Genomic DNA, 15942 nt, shown 5'->3' on the forward strand with positions numbered 1-15942 from the left:
CCGTCAGTCGCGGCGCAGCTCCTGCAACCGCCAGCGGCCGTGCCGCGACAGCACCACCGCCGATAGCGGCGCGACATCGATCGCCATCGTCGCCGCCACCGGCACGTCGAGCGCGTGCGCGATCGCCGCGCGCAGCACCGCGGCATGGCTGATCGCCAGCATCCGCCCCTCGCCCAGCGCGTCGAGCCACGGACCGACCCGCGCGCGCACCCCCGCCATGCTCTCACCGCCCGGCGCGCCCGCCTCGGGCGCCGCCAGCCACGTCGCGATCGCTTCCGGCGCAAGTGAATCGAGGCGGCGGCCCGTCCAAGCGCCGGCATCGATATCGCGGAGCGCCGGCGCCTCCTCGGCGGCGAGGCCGATCAGTTCGGCGGTCTCGCGCGCCGCCGCCGCCGGACTGACCCAGCAGCGTTCCGCCACCGGCCCGGCGCGATCGAGCGCCCGCACCTTGGCGCGCCCACCGGCGTCGAGCGGCTCGGCCAAGTCGGCGAAGCGCGCCGCGCGCGACGCGGCGGTGGCACCGGCGCAGAGCAGGACGAGGCGGGTCGGCATCGGGCGGCAATCTCCTGATCGGTTGACGCATCCCCGCCCCGCGTTCACAGCATGGCGGATCGGAGCCGGGCGGGAAGCCGGTGGAAATCCGGCGCGGTCGCGCCACTGTGATCGTCGGGCGCCAGCCTGTCGAGAGTCAGACCCCGCCCGGCACCTTCACCCATCCGGGCGCGCTTTCCCGGCAGGAGACTGACTGATGTCCGGCACCACCGCCGCCTTCGACGACGATTTCCTTCCCGTCGGCACCGCGCACATCCCGCTCGCCGACATCGCCCCCTGGGCGGTGTTCGCCGCGATCGTCGCGTTGATCCTGCTGTACTTCGTCAGCACCGAACAGGGCGCGTTCGCGCTGTTCGACGGCATGTACGTCCACGAATATGTCCACGACGGCCGCCATCTGCTCGGCTTCCCCTGTCACTGACGCCGACGGGTAGACGGTCATGATGAGGACGTTGCTCTGGCGGGGGATGCTCGCCGGACTGATCGGCGCGCTGGTCGCCGCCACCTTCGCGCTGCTGTTCGCCGAACCGCAGATCGACGCCGCGGTCGCGCTGGAGGCGCATCATGCCGTCCATGCGATGGCGGCGGACGAGGAACTGGTCAGCCGCGCGACGCAGAAGACCTGGGGCCTCTATACCGCGATGAGCCTGTACGGCACCGCGCTCGGCGGGCTGCTCGCGATCATCTTCGCGGGCCTGTACGGCCGGGTCGCGCGGGTCGGGCCGCGCAGCCTCGCGCTGCTGCTCGCGATCGCCGCCTTCGTCGTGATCGTGCTGGTGCCGGCGATCAAATATCCGCCTACCCCGCCCGCGGTCGGGCTCCACGAGACGGTGCGGCTCCGCACCGCCGCCTATTTCGCGATGCTCGCGCTGTCGGTGGCCGCGGCGACCCTGGGCCTGTGGAGCTATCGCCGGCTCGCCGGCCGCGTCGCCGCGCTCGACCGGCTGCTGATCGCGGTCGGCGTCTATGCCGGTGCGGTGGCGCTTGTACAGCTGCTGCTGCCGGTGATCGACGAGGTGCCGGCACGCTTCCCGGCGACGCTGCTCTGGCAGTTCCGCCTCGCCGCGATCGGTACGCAGGCGCTGTTCTGGCTGGTCGCCGCCGATCTGTTCGGACGCGCCGCGGAACGAACGGTGATGGACGAGCAACGCCGGATCGCCCGATGAAGCTCACCCCCGTCGCCGCCGGACCCGCCGTGGTCGCGTGCAGCACCTGCCGCCTCACCGCGGATGCGCGCGAGGATGGCGAGGGCCGCCGCGGGGGCGCGCTGCTCGTCGACGCGCTGCGTGCGGCGCGCGCCGCCGATCCCGCGCTCGCCGGCGTCGCGGTGCAGGAGATGCCGTGTCTGTTCGCCTGCGCCGATTTCTGCACCGTCCATCTGCGCGCGCCCGGCAAGGTCGGCTATGTCCTCGGCCGCTTCACCCCCGACGCGGACGCGGCACGCGCCATCCTCGACTATGCCGCGCTCTACGCCGCCAGCGACACCGGGCAGGTTCCGTTCAAACAATGGCCGGCGGGCGTTAAGGGCCATTTCATCACCCGCACGCCGCCCGAGGGCTTCCTCGTCGAGTGAACGCTCCGGCCGTCGAACAATCGGCCGGATCGACAGGCGAAGTTTAAAGAAAGTCCTCCCCCGCCAGGGGGAGGTGGCGCGGCGAAGCCGTGACGGAGGGGGAGGATACGGAACCGAGGTGTCGCTTACCTCCCCCTCCGTCATGCCTGCGGCATGCCACCTCCCCCTGGCGGGGGAGGACTTTGGTCGAAGGTCGACCGGTCCTAAACCACCCCCACGTCAGCGCGCGGCAAGCGCGACGCCGTCGCTACGCGACATGGCCTCTGCGGCGGCGATTTCGACCGGGGTCAGGCCGGCGAGGCGATCCTGCGCTTCGATGCTGCGCGCGTCGCTCGGCGCTTGCAGATCGGCCGAAACGCTCGACGGACGGGCGGCCCCGAACAGGCCCAGCTTGATACGATTCATAATGTCCTCAGGTCGATGGCGCGGCGCGTTCGCCCGCGCACCGTCCGCACAATTCCGCAGCGACCATGAGGTTCCCGATGCGGCGGTTCGGCTGATCCACCCCGATGCGACCGTTCAACCCACTATATTGTATAAGGTAGATAATTGTTGCTGGGATATAGAACAATTCCGGTTCTAATCGTCTTATACCCACATCATAGTGGTTAAAATGCTACACCCATTGTTAACGGCGCCATGAGATTAGCCGATTAACGCCGAACTATTCGGACGATCCGAGCAATCGATCGCTCCCGCGGCACATTCACCGGCATGAATATCGCTGGTCAACTTGGGTGGCGCAACATGAAGCAGAACATCATCGCTTTCGGAAAGTTCCTGCCGGGCCGCGCGGTCGCGTTGCTTGGCCTCACCGCGCTGGCCGCGACGCCGGCTGCGGCGGCGACGAACGGCGCGCTCGGCGCGACGTCGACGGGCAGCGTCCAGATCACCGTCTCGGTGCCGAGCCGGGTGCAGATCACCGGCCTCACCGACATCAGCTTCGCCAATGCCGAACCCAACGGACCCGCGCAGAGCGCCCAGAACAACTGCGTCTGGAGCAACACCGCCACCAAGGGCTATACGATCACCGCGACGGGCAGCGGCACCGGCGGCGCGTTCACGCTCGCCTCGGGCGCGCTGACGCCGGTGTCCTATGCCGTGCAATGGAATCAGAGCTCCGGCCAGACTTCGGGCACCGCGCTGGTCGCGTCGACCGTGTCGGGCAATTTCGTCTCGACCGCCGCGGTGCCGACCTGCGCGACCACGCCGAGCTCGACGTCGAGCCTGATCGTCACCATCGCGCAGTCGCAATTGCAGGCGATGCCGTCGCTGACCACCTACACAGGCACGCTGACGCTGCTCGTCAACCCGCTCTGACGGAAGCGGGAGCGTGGCCATGGGATGTCCGCGCGTCCTGCCCGGCGGCATGATGCTGGTCGCCGCGCTCGCCGGCGCCACGCCGGCCGCGGCGCAGCAGATCCAGCTCACCCGGCTCGCCGACTTCGCTTTCGGCACGGTCGGGGTCGATGCGGACATCAGCAGCAGCAAGGACGTGTGCGTCTCCTCGTCCGGCGTGCTCGGCCGCTACAATATCGTCGCGACCGGCAGCGGCACCAATCGCGCCTTCACGCTCGCCGGCGCCGGGGCGCCGATGGCCTATGAGGTGCAATGGAGCGGCACGGCGGGCCGGGCGACGGGCACCGCATTGACTTCCGGGATCGCGACCACCGGACTGGCGACGACCGGCCTCGGTCTCAACCTCGGCTGCGTGCTCGGCAACGACAGCGCCAGCCTGATCATCGTGTTGCGGTCGAGCGAGCTGAGCAAGGCGACGGCGGGTCCCTATACGGGCACGCTGACGCTGCTGATCGCGGCCGAATAGCGGCGCGACGGTATGTCCGGCGCTTCCGTTTCCCGGTGCCGCCCCGCCAGGGGCTGGCGGCTGGCGCTGGCCGCGGCGGCGGCGCTCTGCTGGTCGGACGGCGCGCATGCGGATCGACCGTCGGATGCGCCGCAGCTGCGCGTCGGCGCGCCGGCGGGTTTCGACCAATTGCTCAAGCCGCAGGAGGCGATGGTCGACGTCTTCGTCGGCGGCCGGGCGATCGGCCAGACGCGGCTGCGCTACGGTTCGGGCCGGGTCACCTTCCTAAACCTCGACGCGTTGCTCGCCTTGGTCCCCGATCTGATCGACGTCGCCACCGCACGCGCGGCGCTCGCCGCGCCGGAGGTCGATGCGCACCCCGAGCTGGTCTGCCCGCCCGATGCCGATCCGGCGAGCTGCCGGACGCTGATGCCCGCCGATGCCGGCGTGATCTTCGACGCGGCCCGGTTCCGGATCGACCTCTTCTTCCATCCCCGGCTGCTCGCGGTGCATCCGGCGAGCGAGCGCCGCTATCTGCCGCCGCCGGAGGCACGCCTGTCGCTGGTCGACCAGATCGGCGGCACCGTCGCGGGGAGCGGCGGCTATGTCGACTATACGCTGCTCAACCGCGCCATCCTCGGCTACGGCCATGCCCGCCTGCGCAGCGAAATGTCCTATTCGTCGCGCTACGGCCTGCTCGCCGATACGCTGGCGGCCGAACTCGACACGCCGGGCTATCGCTATGCGGCGGGCGTGCAATGGACGCCGGGCATCGACCTTACCGGCCGGCGGCGGATCGTCGGGGTCGGCATGCAGAGCCAGCTCGACACCCGGCTCGATCGCACGCTGATCGCGGGCAGCCCGCTCGTCGTCTCGCTGGCGGCGCGCGCGCGCGTCGACGTGCTGCGCGACGGCCGCCTGCTGACCTCGCGGACCTATGACGCGGGCAATCAGGCGCTCGACACCTCCAGCCTGCCCGACGGCGCCTACGAATTGGTGCTGCACGTCACCGAGGCCGGTGGCGCGGTGCGCGACGAGCGACGCTTCTTCACCAAGAACGCCGCGATCGCGGCGATCGGCGACCCCATCGTCTTCGCTTATGCCGGGCTGCTCGCCAACGATCGCGTCGGCACCTTCATCGCGACCTCGCGCACGCCCTTCTACGAAGCGGGCGTCGCGCGCCGGCTGACGCCGCAGCTCGCGCTCGACGCGACCGTGCTCGGCACCGATCGCAACGCGCTGCTCGAACTGGGCGGCTATTGGCTCGGTCATGCCGCGCAATGGCGCGCCGCCGGGCTCGCCTCGCTCCATGGCCAATTCGGCATGCTGGTCCAGGCCACGTCGTCGGGCACGGCGCGGCTCAATTATGCGGTCGATCTGCGGCGGGTGTGGAGCCCGGGCGCGCGGCCGTTGATCCCGCTCGGCGACAGCGTCGCGACCGCGTTGCTCCTGCGCGCCGATCCGGCGGCGCGGATGTCGACCGGCGGCTTCACCCAGGTCAACGGCACGCTCAACTACGCACTGCCGCGCGGCCAGTTCGCGATATCGGGTTTCTACCGCAGGGATCGCGGCACCCGCGCCTCTTATGGCCTGGGGCCGAGCCTCACCGTACCGCTGATCCAGCGCGGCGGGTTGCAGGTGACGGTGCGCGGCGATGCGACGATCACCAACCAGGGGCGCGCGGCGTTCATCGGCATTAGCCTCCAGCGGGTGCGCGGCACCGCCGCCTGGAGCGCCAGCGCCGGGCTGCGCGCCAGCGATGTCGGCGGCACGCAGAAGGGCGTCTCGGCGGTCGGCGGCATCGCCGGGGCATGGCAGCGCGATCGCGTGCTCGGCGGCGAACTGGCGCTGTCGGGCGGGGTGGAGCGGGAGGTCGGCGGCACGCTGGCGCGCGGCCACGCCGACCTGCGCACCGCCGCCGCTGCGCTCTATGCCGATGTCGCGCAGCCGCTCGCGGGCAGCAACGGCGCGACCCAATACAGCCTCGGCTTCCAGACGACCGCGGCGGCAACGCGTCGCGCGCTCGTCCTGCAAGGCCGCGATCGCAACGATGCGATCATCGTCGTCTCGGTGCAGGAGGATGGCGAGCCCCGGCGCAAGGGCGCCGCCGGGGCGCCGTTCGAGGTGCTGGTCGACAATGGCGCACGCGGCACGGTCCGCCTCGGCGAGACGCTGGCGGTGTCGGTGCCGGCCTATCGCCAATATGCGGTGCGCCTGCGCTCGACCGGCGAGGAATTGATGCATCTGGATGGCGGCACGCGCAAGGTGAGCGTCTATCCCGGGACCGTCGCGCGGCTCGAATGGAAGACCCGGCACGTGGTCGCGATGTTCGGGCGGCTGCTGTGGCACGACGGCACGCCGGTCGCCAATGCGACGATCCACGCCGCCGGCGCGATCGGCGACACCGATGCCGCGGGCTATTTCCAGATCGAGACGATCCGCAACGCCGTGCTGAAGATCCAGGCGCCCGACGGCCGGTCCTGCCAATTGCCGGTCCGCGCGTCGCCGACGCCGGACGGTTATGCGGCGCTCGGGACGCTCGATTGCGTCGGTGCTTCGTTCGTCAACCAGATCGCCGACCTGCGGCCATGAAGAAGGAGAGGATCATGACCATGACCTGGATGCGGCGGAGCATCGCGACCGCCGCCGCCGTCGCCGCCATCGGGCTGGGCGCCCAGCCCGCCGCGGCCAATCTCGTCCTCAGTCAGGTCGTCGTCGACCTCACGCCCGCCGGGCCGCCGCGCACCGACGTCGAGGCGTGGAACACGGGGACGGAGCGCATGTACGTCATCGCCGAACCCGCGAGCATCGTCGATCCCGGCACCCCGACGGAACGCCGCGTCGCCAGCGCCGATCCGGCCGAAAGCGGCCTGCTGGTGACGCCGCAGAAGATGATTCTGGAGCCGGGCGAGCGCAAGCTGATCCGCATCGCCGCGGTGGCGCCGCGCGGCGCGCGCGATCGCGTCTATCGCGTGACGGTCAAACCGGTAGCAGGCGACGTCTCGGCCGCGGGGTCGGCGCTCAAGGTCCTGGTCGGCTACGACATGCTGGTCATCGTCCGCCCCGCGGTGATGACCGGCGAGGTCGCCACCCGCCGCGACGGCGCGACGCTCGCCCTGACCAACACCGGCAGCACCAGCGTCGAACTCTACGATGGCCGGCAATGCACCGCCGCCGGCGACGACTGCCACCCGCTCCCCGCCAAGCGCCTCTACGCCGGCGCGACCTGGTCGCAACCGATCGATCCCACCCGCTCCGTCGCCTACAAGATCAAGACCGGCTTGGTGGTGAAGGCGGTGACCTATTGATCGCCGGCATCGACGGGGATCATCGTCGGTTGTGCCGGCTGCCGCCGGTGCGTAGGGCGCCCGCGACGCCGCCGATCCGGCGAGCCCGTGGAAAGCGTATGAGCAGAATCCCATTGATCGGCGTTGCGATCGCAGCCGCGCTCGCCGGTGCAGCGCCGGCATCGGCGCAGATCGTGCTGGAGGCGAACGGCGCGCGGGCGGATGGCCGTTGGGGCGGCGAACTCGGCGCCGGCTACGGCTTCGGCGCGGCCGGCTTCCGCTTGACGCCGATGGTCGGCGCGCTCGTCGATCGCGGCGACGACGATGCGGTCAAGCCCTATGGCCGGGTCGAGGCGACCTATGCCGTTCCCCTGATTGCAACGGTCGGCGCCGGCGTTCGGGTCGGCAACGACCTGCGTCCTTATGGCACGGTGGCGGTGCCGTTGCTGCCGGCGATCAGCCTGAAAGGCAATGCCGGACCGCATTATTACGCCCTGGGGCTACGGCTCGGCCTGTGACGCCGGGCTGGCCGCGCTACAGCCCGCCCTGAAACGCGAAGGTGAAGCGCGACGGCACCGTTTTCGCCGATTGGCCGGCCCTGCGCGCCGGCGTCACCCTGGTGAGCGTCAGCTTGCCGTCGGCGACGATGACCGGTACGCCCAGGATCAGGTCGACGGGCTTCGACCAATCGCCGCCCGAGACGGTGGCGCGCACCACCACCCGGCCTTCCCAGACGCAGCGGGTGCCGACCGGGCAGCGGCTGTCCTCGACCACATGATCGGGCCGCACCCGCGGCCCGCCGACCAGCGCGGTCTGGCCGAGCCCCACCGGCCCCTCGACCGCCGCGGTCTGCGAGCAACCGGCGAGCGCGGTGGCGATCAGGGACGAGAGACGGAGCGACATGCGTTTGGAGGGTATCGGCACGGCACCATGTCGTCCATCGCTATGCGTCGGGCGCGACCGTCACCCGCAAGCCATCCAGCGCGTCGTCGAACGGGATCTGGCACGCCAGCCGCGAGGTCGGCGCGCGGTGATCGAGACCGTCGAGCAGGTCGGCCTCTTCGCTGCTGATCGGCAACAGACGCCCGGCATCGGCGGGATCGACGACCACGTGGCAGGTCGCGCAGGACAGGCAGCCGCCGCACAGCGCCAGCAATTCGTCGATCCCGCCGTCGCGGATGACCTCCATCACCGACAGTCCGGGGGTGGCATCCAAGGTGCGCAGGTCGCCCTCGCGCGTCGTCACGAACAATTGGGTCATATCGTCCTTGTGGATAACGGAAACCGCAGGCGGGCAGGTATCGCCGCTCCGAGCGGCGATACCGGTCCCGGGCACGGCTCAATAATGGATGCGGAATTCGACGCCGACGCGCCGCGGCGTCAGCACGCCGCGCGAATAATAGCGCTCGACCACGTCGGTCCGGACCTGATTGTACGACGAAATGTCGTTGCCGATCGCCGTCACCGCATATTTGTCGAAGATATTGTCGGCGAACAGGCCGATCTGGAACCGGTTGGTGATGTAGTTCAGCGCCGCGCTGTGCGTCACATAGCCGGGGATCGCCTCGCCGTTCCCTTGCAACCCGACCCGCGAATAGATCTCGCCGCGATAGATGGTCGCCCAATTCGCCTCGACCCGGTTCCCGCTGCCGAGCGGGTAGGCATAGATGACCTGCGCGCTACCCGAATTCTTCGCCGATCCGGGCAGGCGATCGCCGGCGAACGCGTCGTAGCGTATCCCCTGGCTGACGACGAGGCCGGTGACGTCCTGCGTCAGATGCGCATCGACGTAGGAATAGGTGCCGATCAGCGAGAGATTGCGGACCGGTCTCACCGTCGCCTGGACGTCGAAGCCGCGGGATACCGCATCCGCCCCGTTGACGGTGATGCCGATCGCACCGTTCACCGTCTGGCTGGGCACCTGGACCCCCGTCCAGTTGATCTCATAGCCGTCGACGGTGAACTGGAGCTTCTTGTCGAACAGGCTGGCGCGCAGGCCGATCTCCTTGTTGCGCGTCCGGTCCGGTCCGTAGATCAGTTCGTTGGGCAGCGCACAGAGGTTCTGGCCGGCGGGCAGCGGCTGGATGCAGGGAACGACGCGGTTGACGCCGCCGACGCGATAGCCGGTCGAATAGGTGAAATAGGCGAGCAGATTATCACTGAATTTGTACGAGGTGTTGGCCTTCCACACCACGCCGTCCTTGGCGGTATCGCCGGTACGGATGCGGCTCGCGGCGATCGTGGTCGACGGATAGGGCATGCGCGTCAGGCCGCCACCGAACAGCGGCGTGTCCGATCCGCCCTCCACGCTCGCGTCATATTTGAAGTAGCGGATACCGCCCGTGACCTGCCACGCCTGGGTCAGATGCAGCGTGCCTTCACCATAGGCCGCCTTCTCGGTCGTCTTGCTGTTGACCAACGAGATATATTCCAGGTCGTCCGGCCGGTTGATGCCGGCGAAGGCGGCAAAGCCGGGCGTATATTCGTTGCGGGTGCTGGAGAAGCGCAGCCGGTTGTAGAAGCCGCCGATCACCCAGTTGAACGGCCCGCCATGCGTGGACACCAGGCGGACCTCCTGGTTGAGCTGCTTATAACGCTGCTCATTGTTGGCGTAGGAGGAAAATTCCGGGAATGCCTCATAGCCGTAATTGAGGTCGAGCAGCAGATCGGTATTGTCGTCGGTGGTGGTGATATGCTGCTTGGTATAAGCGGTGGTGCTGACCAATTGTGCGATGCTGGCGAGATTGATGTTGAATTCGGCGGCGAAAAGATCGGCGCGGCGGTCCACGGGCTCGAGATAGCGCCACGGACCTTCGTAATCGCCGGTGCCGAGCACGCCGGCGCCATTGGCCTGCCGTCCCCCCGTCTTGGTCGTCTGGTGCGCGTAGGTGAGATAGGCCTTGATGTCGGGATTGACCTCCAGCAGCAACTGGTTGCGCGTGGTGAAGGTGTGTTCGTAGTTCACGTCCTTCTTGCGCGTGAAGTTCGCGCCGTAATCGGCGTTGTCGCCTAGCGAACCGGTCGAGGCCGCCGTCGCGCGACCCGGCTGCGGGTCGGAGACGCCGGGCTGCCGCAGCAGGTAATTGTAATCGATGAAGCCGGCATTGTCGTAATAGCCGGTGGCGGTGCGGAAGGCGATATGATCCTTGACGATCGGCACGTTGATCGCGACGTCGCCGATCGCGCCGAGGGTGTCGGAGTGGGACTGGGCATAGCCGCGGCCGTGGGCGTCGATCGTGATTCGGTCTGTTTCGGGGCGGTTTGGGATGTAGCGTACCGCACCGGCGAGCGTGCCGAGCCCGTAGAGCGTGCCCTGCGGCCCCTGCAACACCTCGACCCGGCCGACGTCGATCAGCTTGAAGTCGAGGTAGAGCGGCACCTCGCCGAGATAGACGCCGACCGCATTGCCGCTGTTCGCGCCGGTGACGCTGGTGTCGCCCGAGGCGATGCCGCGCAGGATGATGTTGCCGGTCGATGCCGGCCCGGTGTCGGCGACGGTGACGCCGGGGGTGAAGGCGGCGAGCGAGCGGATGTCGTCGAGCCGCTGCGACTGGATGGTCTCGGCGGACACCGCGCTGATGTTGATCGGCGCATCCTGCAGCGTCGTGCGCCGCCGGCTGCCGGTGACGACGATGTCGTTGGCGTCGGAGGCGAGCGACGGGTCGGCATCCGCACCGGCACCGGTGGATTGCGCGGGCGCCTCCTGCGCCAGCGCGGGTGCGCCGGCGACGCCGATCAGCGCGGTCGCGCACAATAAGCCTGCGCGAGAGAAACGTACTGCCATCAATGCCCCCTTGTCACAAAAACACGCCCTTCCGCGAAGCGCCGGTCCGCGTCAGCGCCTCGATGGGGCCGTTCGCTCGTGCAGCAGACTGTGGACATTGGCGGCGAACCGACATGGGGTGTTTGACGTAAGCGGCGAATGAGCGGCGCCCGCCTACGTCAAACGGCGAATGCCGCGCCCGCCCCAGGCGCGATACCCCAATGCCATGGCGACCCGAGCTATCCTGTTTGCGACGATCCTGGCGCTGGCGCCCTCCCCCGCGCTGGCGAGGCAATCGCCCAGTGCGACTTTGGTGCACTGCGGCGCCGACACCTGCCTGCGCCTGTCGGGCCATCGTGCCCGCGCCACCGTCGCAGTGCGGATCGACGGGCACAGGCTCGCCGTCGAGGGCGCGCGCGCCTGGCGGATCACGGTGCCGCTGTCGACCGCCCGCAGCTGGCGGATCGCGCGCGGCGATACGCTCGCGGTGACGCTCGCCGATGACGATGCCGGCACCGAGCATATCGAGACCGCGATCCTGCCGCCCGGAGCGCTCGGCAGCCGGCTGGAACTCGCCGCGCTGGAGGTGCGCGCGCACTGACCTTTCCGCGTGCGCTTGTGGACGTCCCCGGCGCCTCCTACATTCCTGCAACCCGCGTCGCCGGAAGAGCGATGGGTGACATATGCAGGAGATGACGATGAAGATCGGTGCAGCGGCCCTTGCCGCAATTCTGGCGGCCACCCCGGCGCTCGCCGCGCCAGCCGGCAACAATCCCTTTTCGGCCGATAGCGCGGTGCTCAACCTGCGCGGCATCGATCTCACCACCGTCGACGGCCAGCAGCGCCTCGCGATCCGCATGGATCAGGTGGCGAACACCGTGTGCGGCGAGAAGATGAGCAGCATCCATCTGGCGCTGGGCGCACAGGCGCGCGGTTGCCGCGCCGACGTGATCGCCGACATGCGCACCCGCATCGCCGCGGCGACGGCGGCGCGCGCCACCGATCGCGGTACGCAGCTCGCCATGCGCTGACGCTTCGACGGAGCGGTCGCGGCATGCGGCGGCTCCGTCAAACGCCGTATGGCCGGGCATGCCGGCCCGCCTAGGCTGGCGGGATGAAACGCTGCCTTCCCGACGTTCGCCGCGCGGTCGCGGTCCTGTTCGCCGCGGTGTGCGTCACCGGCGCCGCGCCGGTCGACGTCGGCCCGCGCTTCGCGCCGTGGATCGACGGCACCTCGCCGCACGAACCCGCGGTGCAGGTCCAGCGCATCGACGCCGACACGTTCGTCATCCGCCAGTCGGTGCAGACCAATTTCGAGGCGCCGTTCCTCTACCTGCTGTTCGGTCGCGAGCGCGCGCTGCTGATCGACAGCGGCGCGGGCGGGGTCAGCCTGCGCCCGACGATCGATCGGCTGATCGCCGGACACGGCAGCCGGCCGGTCCGCCTGATCGTCGCGCATTCGCACGGCCATGGCGACCATCATGCCGGCGACGAGGAATTCCGCGACCGCCCCGACACCGAGATCGTCGGGCTCGACCCCGCAGCGGTCGCCGCAGCCTTCGCCGTCGCCGACTGGCCGCGGGGGATCGGCCATTACGATCTGGGCGGCCGCAGGCTCGACATCGTGCCGACGCCGGGACACGAGCCGGCGCACATCATGATCTATGACGCGCGTACGCGGCTGCTGTTCTCGGGCGACATGCTGTACCCCGGCCGGCTCTACGTGCCGCGCGATCGTTTCGACGCCTTCCGGGCGAGCGCGCACCGGCTCGCCGCCTTCGCCCGGACGCACCCGATCCGCGCGCTGCTTGGCGCGCATATCGAGATGACCACCACCCCCGGCCGCGATTATCCGATGCAGGCCGCGGCGCACCCCGCCGAACACCGGCTGGCGCTGCCCACGAGCGCGATCGGAGAGCTCGACAAGGCGGTGACCGCGGCACCGTCGCCACCCGCGATCGATCGCCACGCCGACTTCATCCTCTACCCGGTGGCTCCCCGACCGGCGTGAGCGGTGGGCGCCACGGGGCGATCGGGCTCGCACCCGAGCGCACGGCCTCTGCGGTTCCGCACACGGCTGATCTACGACACCTTCGGTCCTTCGCCCCGGAGTTGATCAAGACCTCTACAAAACACCCGACGTACCCCAGCGAAGGCCGGTCCAGTTGGGAAGGCCGTTGTAAGTCATTACAAACCTTCACCCAACTGGGCCCCGGCGTCCGCCGGGGTACAAGGTGACGTAAGTCGGACCGACTTCCAGCAGGCTCGTTCCGCGCGACCCGCGTCAGTCGCCGATCTTGCCCGGCTTCTTCCACCACGACAGCGTGTGCGCGTCATGTGCGCTCGTCCACACGCCGGCGCGGGTATAGCGTAGCGCGCCGCTGCCCGCGGCGGCGCCGACGCGTGCCTTGATCGCCAGCGTCGCGGGATCGATGACGACGAAGGTCTGGCCGGCGGTGGTGCGCAGCCACACCTTGCCGCCGCCGGTATCGATGTCGCCGTATTTGAGCGTCTCGTCCACCTTGACCCGGCCGGACACCCGAGCCGTGGCGGGATCGATCCGCGCGACGGTGCCGTCGCCCTGCTCCTGGACCCAGACCGCGCCCTCCCCCACCGCGAGGAAGCCGGGCTCGCGGCCGAGCGCGACGGTCGCGACGACGCCGTTGGTGGCGGGATCGATCTTCTGGAGGCTTTGGCCGACGCCGCTGACCGCCCATAAGGCGCCCATCCCGAACGCGAGATAGAAGCTTCCCGGATTGGCCCGGATCGACACGGTCACCGCGTTGGTCGCCGGGCTGACCCGCGCGATCGTGCCGCCCGCATCGCTCGCCACCCAGATCGAGCCGGCACCGGCGACGACGTTCAGTTCGCCCTTGGGGTTGGCGATGCCGGTGGCGATCACCGCGGTGATCGCGGCGGTCTTGAGGTCGATGCGGTTGAGCGTCAGGTCCTTGCAATCCGCCACCCACAACGACCCGAAGGCGATCGTCATCGCGCCGCAGGGATGCGCCATCGCGACCGCGGCGTGCTTGCCGTGCAACGACCAACGTTCGACCCGGCCGACGTTGGTCGCCCACACGCTCTTGCCGTCGACCGCGAGGAAATCGGCGAAGCCCGGGACGGCCAGTACGCGCGCGTCGGGCGTCGCCGCCACCGCCGGAGTCAACGTCAGGCCGGCGGCGATCGCCGCGGCGACCGCCCTCCTGATCTTCGGCCCGATCTTCGGCATGATCGTCTTCATCGCATTCCGCCCCGCCAGATCGGCGCCCCCCGCGGCCGACAGCATTCCGGACGATAAGGCGGGCGACCGTCCGCACAGGTGGGCAAATGACGTACGCGGGCTCGCGGATCGCCGCGTCATTCGACGACGATGCCATGCTGCGCGAGGAAGGCGCGTGCGGGAGCCAGCGCGTCGGCATGGCGCCGCCAGCGATCGACCGCGTCCCGGTATAGCGGCCGGCGGACCTGCGCGGCGCTCGGCGTCGAGACCGGCGCGGCATTGGCGTGGAAATCGAGGCAGGCGTCGGACCAGTCCAGCCCGCAATGATCGAGCAGGCGACGCGTCTCCTGCTCCTGATTGGCGACCAATGCCTCGTAGCCGAGTTCCAGCACGCGTCCGGGGAGCGCCGTGCGCCACAGCGTCATCATCCCATCGAAGCGCTGGTAATAAGCCGCGATGTCGAGCAAATCGTAGCTATAGTCGTAATAACGCGAGCCGATCGCGAACAGGTTGCGGAAATTGGCGAGGATCGTGTCCATCGGATTGCGACGCAGGCAGACGATGGCGGCGTCCGGCAATGAGCGGGCGATCATGCCGACATACAGGAAATTGCCCGGAAATTTATCGACGAACCGCGGCCGGACGCCGGAGACGTGCGCCGCCGCGCGGGCGAGATAGTCGCGGCCGATGGCGGCCGGATCGGCGCCGGCGGCCGCCGCGATCGTCTCGGGATCGAGCACGGTACGGCTGCGCGTGCCCGCCGCCGCCTTCACCGCGAGCGGCATCGCCTGGAGTTCGCCGGCGCTCTCGACGTCGGGGTGCGACGACAGGATGCGATCGACCAGCGTCGTCCCCGTCCGCGGCATGCCGACGATGAAGATCGGTGCGGCGGTCGGCGCGTTCGTCACCGCGGCGGCGGCGATGCGCGACCAGGCGGTTTCCATCGCATCGAAATTCGCCGCGTCGTCGGCGAAGCGATACGGCAGCCGGGCGCGATGTTCGGCATTGGCGTCGGCGAGCGTCGCGAAGGCCGCGACGGGATCGGCGAGATCGTCGAGTTCCTTGGCGAGCGCATAGCCCAGCAGCAGCCGGTCGCGCGGTGCGCGCGCCGCCCGGCGTGTCGCGGCGAGCCGATCGACGTGGTTGCGCGCCGGCGTCTGCCGCCGCAGCCCGGCGAGCAGATGGTGCGCGCGCGCATCGGCGGGGGCGCGCGCGAGCAACGCCTCCAATTCCTCCTCCGCCGCGTCCTGCTCGCCGACGAAACTCAGCGCGGCGGCGTGATTGTAGCGGAAGGCGGTGTTCGCCGGTTCGAGCCGCACCGCCGCGGCGAAATGCGGCAGCGAGGCGGCGTGGTCGCCGAGCCGCGCATAGACGCACCCGATCGTATCCCGCCCCAGCGCGTCGGCGGGCGGCGAGGCCTCAGCGGCACGAAGCGCGCGCGCGGCGTCCGCGTCGCGGCGCACCAGCGTGTACAGGCGGGCGAGCTGGGCGTGATATTCGCCCTGGCCATCGCGGCCGACCGCGTCCTCGACCAGCTGGATGCCGATCGTCACCTTGCCGAGCAGCGCGGCGGCGATGCCGGCGAGGAAATGCGCCTCCGCCGCATGCGGCGCGGCGGTACGCCAGCGGGTGGCGGCGTCGAAGGCGGCGGCGGTTTCGCCGCGGGCGAGCGCGGCGCGGATCGTCGCGGCGCGTGCGGACGGGTGTGGGGGTGGGGGCGGCGGCGGGGGTGGCGACGTCATC

General features: G+C 69.8%; 18 protein-coding genes and 1 riboswitch. Of the genes, 11 read left to right on the forward strand and 7 right to left on the reverse strand.

Annotation, left to right across the window (positions count from 1 at the left end):
- Positions 1-3: 3 nt before the first annotated feature.
- On the reverse strand, positions 4-552 hold the full coding sequence (locus SFC76_RS13485) for a histidine phosphatase family protein (protein ID WP_322849942.1): 549 nt from the start codon (positions 550-552) through the stop codon (positions 4-6).
- 71 nt (positions 553-623) lie between these two features.
- Positions 624-695: riboswitch (cobalamin riboswitch) on the forward strand.
- Positions 696-748: 53 nt separating this feature from the next.
- On the opposite strand from SFC76_RS13485, the gene SFC76_RS13490 reads away from it, so the two are divergent.
- The 3 genes from SFC76_RS13490 to SFC76_RS13500 are packed head-to-tail and all read left to right on the forward strand — an operon-like array spanning position 749 to position 2125.
- Entirely contained in the window at positions 749-973 is a 225-nt protein-coding gene (locus SFC76_RS13490; protein ID WP_322849943.1) for a CbtB domain-containing protein, read from the forward strand.
- A 22-nt stretch (positions 974-995) separates the two neighbouring features.
- Positions 996-1718 carry a CbtA family protein gene (locus tag SFC76_RS13495; protein ID WP_322849944.1) on the forward strand — a complete coding sequence of 241 codons (723 nt, stop codon included), beginning with the start codon at positions 996-998 and terminating at the stop codon, positions 1716-1718.
- Entirely contained in the window at positions 1715-2125 is a 411-nt protein-coding gene (locus SFC76_RS13500; RefSeq protein WP_322849945.1) for a DUF1636 domain-containing protein, read from the forward strand. Before SFC76_RS13495 ends, SFC76_RS13500 begins: the two co-directional genes overlap by 4 nt.
- Positions 2126-2344: 219 nt before the next feature.
- Here SFC76_RS13500 and SFC76_RS13505 read toward each other — a convergent pair whose 3' ends face one another.
- Positions 2345-2530, reverse strand: coding sequence for a hypothetical protein (locus SFC76_RS13505; protein WP_322849946.1), 186 nt, complete (start codon positions 2528-2530; stop codon positions 2345-2347).
- Positions 2531-2839: 309 nt separating this feature from the next.
- On the opposite strand from SFC76_RS13505, the gene SFC76_RS13510 reads away from it, so the two are divergent.
- The 5 genes from SFC76_RS13510 to SFC76_RS13530 all read left to right on the forward strand — a co-directional run bounded on the left by SFC76_RS13510 (position 2840) and on the right by SFC76_RS13530 (position 7734).
- A complete protein-coding gene (locus SFC76_RS13510; RefSeq protein WP_322849947.1) occupies positions 2840-3445 on the forward strand; it encodes a hypothetical protein in 606 nt (201 codons plus the stop codon).
- A gap of 19 nt (positions 3446-3464) precedes the next feature.
- Positions 3465-3950: a hypothetical protein gene (locus SFC76_RS13515; protein WP_322849948.1), complete on the forward strand. Its 486-nt coding sequence runs from the start codon at positions 3465-3467 to the stop codon at positions 3948-3950.
- Between the two features lie 12 nt (positions 3951-3962).
- Positions 3963-6521, forward strand: a complete 2559-nt coding sequence (locus SFC76_RS13520) for a TcfC E-set like domain-containing protein (protein WP_322849949.1) — start codon at positions 3963-3965, stop codon at positions 6519-6521.
- A 14-nt stretch (positions 6522-6535) separates the two neighbouring features.
- Positions 6536-7237 carry a hypothetical protein gene (locus SFC76_RS13525; RefSeq protein WP_322849950.1) on the forward strand — a complete coding sequence of 234 codons (702 nt, stop codon included), beginning with the start codon at positions 6536-6538 and terminating at the stop codon, positions 7235-7237.
- A gap of 98 nt (positions 7238-7335) precedes the next feature.
- Positions 7336-7734 (forward strand): hypothetical protein, encoded by a 399-nt coding sequence (locus tag SFC76_RS13530; RefSeq protein ID WP_322849951.1) that lies wholly within the window; start codon positions 7336-7338, stop codon positions 7732-7734.
- A gap of 16 nt (positions 7735-7750) precedes the next feature.
- Here SFC76_RS13530 and SFC76_RS13535 read toward each other — a convergent pair whose 3' ends face one another.
- From SFC76_RS13535 to SFC76_RS13545, 3 genes are all read right to left on the reverse strand, one after another.
- The gene (locus SFC76_RS13535; RefSeq protein ID WP_322849952.1) at positions 7751-8119 is read right to left on the reverse strand and encodes a hypothetical protein; all 369 of its coding nucleotides are present in this window, start codon (positions 8117-8119) and stop codon (positions 7751-7753) included.
- Between the two features lie 40 nt (positions 8120-8159).
- Positions 8160-8477, reverse strand: a complete 318-nt coding sequence (locus tag SFC76_RS13540; protein ID WP_322849953.1) for a 2Fe-2S iron-sulfur cluster-binding protein — start codon at positions 8475-8477, stop codon at positions 8160-8162.
- Positions 8478-8555: 78 nt separating this feature from the next.
- A complete protein-coding gene (locus tag SFC76_RS13545; RefSeq protein ID WP_322849954.1) occupies positions 8556-11000 on the reverse strand; it encodes a TonB-dependent receptor in 2445 nt (814 codons plus the stop codon).
- A gap of 205 nt (positions 11001-11205) precedes the next feature.
- On the opposite strand from SFC76_RS13545, the gene SFC76_RS13550 reads away from it, so the two are divergent.
- The 3 genes from SFC76_RS13550 to SFC76_RS13560 all read left to right on the forward strand — a co-directional run bounded on the left by SFC76_RS13550 (position 11206) and on the right by SFC76_RS13560 (position 12990).
- Positions 11206-11580 (forward strand): hypothetical protein, encoded by a 375-nt coding sequence (locus SFC76_RS13550; protein ID WP_322849955.1) that lies wholly within the window; start codon positions 11206-11208, stop codon positions 11578-11580.
- Between the two features lie 97 nt (positions 11581-11677).
- Entirely contained in the window at positions 11678-12010 is a 333-nt protein-coding gene (locus tag SFC76_RS13555) for a UrcA family protein (protein ID WP_322849956.1), read from the forward strand.
- A gap of 83 nt (positions 12011-12093) precedes the next feature.
- Positions 12094-12990 (forward strand): MBL fold metallo-hydrolase, encoded by an 897-nt coding sequence (locus SFC76_RS13560; RefSeq protein WP_322849957.1) that lies wholly within the window; start codon positions 12094-12096, stop codon positions 12988-12990.
- A gap of 273 nt (positions 12991-13263) precedes the next feature.
- Here SFC76_RS13560 and SFC76_RS13565 read toward each other — a convergent pair whose 3' ends face one another.
- Together SFC76_RS13565 and SFC76_RS13570 are read right to left on the reverse strand one after the other, a co-directional pair.
- Positions 13264-14220, reverse strand: a complete 957-nt coding sequence (locus SFC76_RS13565) for a YncE family protein (RefSeq protein WP_322849958.1) — start codon at positions 14218-14220, stop codon at positions 13264-13266.
- Between the two features lie 116 nt (positions 14221-14336).
- Complete coding sequence (locus SFC76_RS13570; protein ID WP_322849959.1) at positions 14337-15941, reverse strand: sulfotransferase; 1605 nt, start codon at positions 15939-15941, stop codon at positions 14337-14339.
- Position 15942: the final 1 nt, after the last annotated feature.

It is taken from the genome of Sphingomonas sp. CD22, from assembly GCF_034556155.1.
Classification (GTDB): Bacteria; Pseudomonadota; Alphaproteobacteria; order Sphingomonadales; family Sphingomonadaceae; genus Sphingomonas.

Excerpts from the sequence above, each read along its gene's own strand:
- SFC76_RS13485 (WP_322849942.1), bottom strand. The coding sequence starts at position 552 with ATGCCGACCCGCCTCGTCCTGCTCTGCGCCGGTGCCACCGCCGCGTCG.
- SFC76_RS13490 (WP_322849943.1), top strand. The coding sequence starts at position 749 with ATGTCCGGCACCACCGCCGCCTTCGACGACGATTTCCTTCCCGTCGGC.
- SFC76_RS13495 (WP_322849944.1), top strand. The coding sequence starts at position 996 with ATGAGGACGTTGCTCTGGCGGGGGATGCTCGCCGGACTGATCGGCGCG.
- SFC76_RS13500 (WP_322849945.1), top strand. The coding sequence starts at position 1,715 with ATGAAGCTCACCCCCGTCGCCGCCGGACCCGCCGTGGTCGCGTGCAGC.
- SFC76_RS13505 (WP_322849946.1), bottom strand. The coding sequence starts at position 2,530 with ATGAATCGTATCAAGCTGGGCCTGTTCGGGGCCGCCCGTCCGTCGAGC.
- SFC76_RS13510 (WP_322849947.1), top strand. The coding sequence starts at position 2,840 with ATGAATATCGCTGGTCAACTTGGGTGGCGCAACATGAAGCAGAACATC.
- SFC76_RS13515 (WP_322849948.1), top strand. The coding sequence starts at position 3,465 with ATGGGATGTCCGCGCGTCCTGCCCGGCGGCATGATGCTGGTCGCCGCG.
- SFC76_RS13520 (WP_322849949.1), top strand. The coding sequence starts at position 3,963 with ATGTCCGGCGCTTCCGTTTCCCGGTGCCGCCCCGCCAGGGGCTGGCGG.
- SFC76_RS13525 (WP_322849950.1), top strand. The coding sequence starts at position 6,536 with ATGACCATGACCTGGATGCGGCGGAGCATCGCGACCGCCGCCGCCGTC.
- SFC76_RS13530 (WP_322849951.1), top strand. The coding sequence starts at position 7,336 with ATGAGCAGAATCCCATTGATCGGCGTTGCGATCGCAGCCGCGCTCGCC.
- SFC76_RS13535 (WP_322849952.1), bottom strand. The coding sequence starts at position 8,119 with ATGTCGCTCCGTCTCTCGTCCCTGATCGCCACCGCGCTCGCCGGTTGC.
- SFC76_RS13540 (WP_322849953.1), bottom strand. The coding sequence starts at position 8,477 with ATGACCCAATTGTTCGTGACGACGCGCGAGGGCGACCTGCGCACCTTG.
- SFC76_RS13545 (WP_322849954.1), bottom strand. The coding sequence starts at position 11,000 with ATGGCAGTACGTTTCTCTCGCGCAGGCTTATTGTGCGCGACCGCGCTG.
- SFC76_RS13550 (WP_322849955.1), top strand. The coding sequence starts at position 11,206 with ATGGCGACCCGAGCTATCCTGTTTGCGACGATCCTGGCGCTGGCGCCC.
- SFC76_RS13555 (WP_322849956.1), top strand. The coding sequence starts at position 11,678 with ATGAAGATCGGTGCAGCGGCCCTTGCCGCAATTCTGGCGGCCACCCCG.
- SFC76_RS13560 (WP_322849957.1), top strand. The coding sequence starts at position 12,094 with ATGAAACGCTGCCTTCCCGACGTTCGCCGCGCGGTCGCGGTCCTGTTC.
- SFC76_RS13565 (WP_322849958.1), bottom strand. The coding sequence starts at position 14,220 with ATGAAGACGATCATGCCGAAGATCGGGCCGAAGATCAGGAGGGCGGTC.
- SFC76_RS13570 (WP_322849959.1), bottom strand. The coding sequence starts at position 15,941 with ATGACGTCGCCACCCCCGCCGCCGCCCCCACCCCCACACCCGTCCGCA.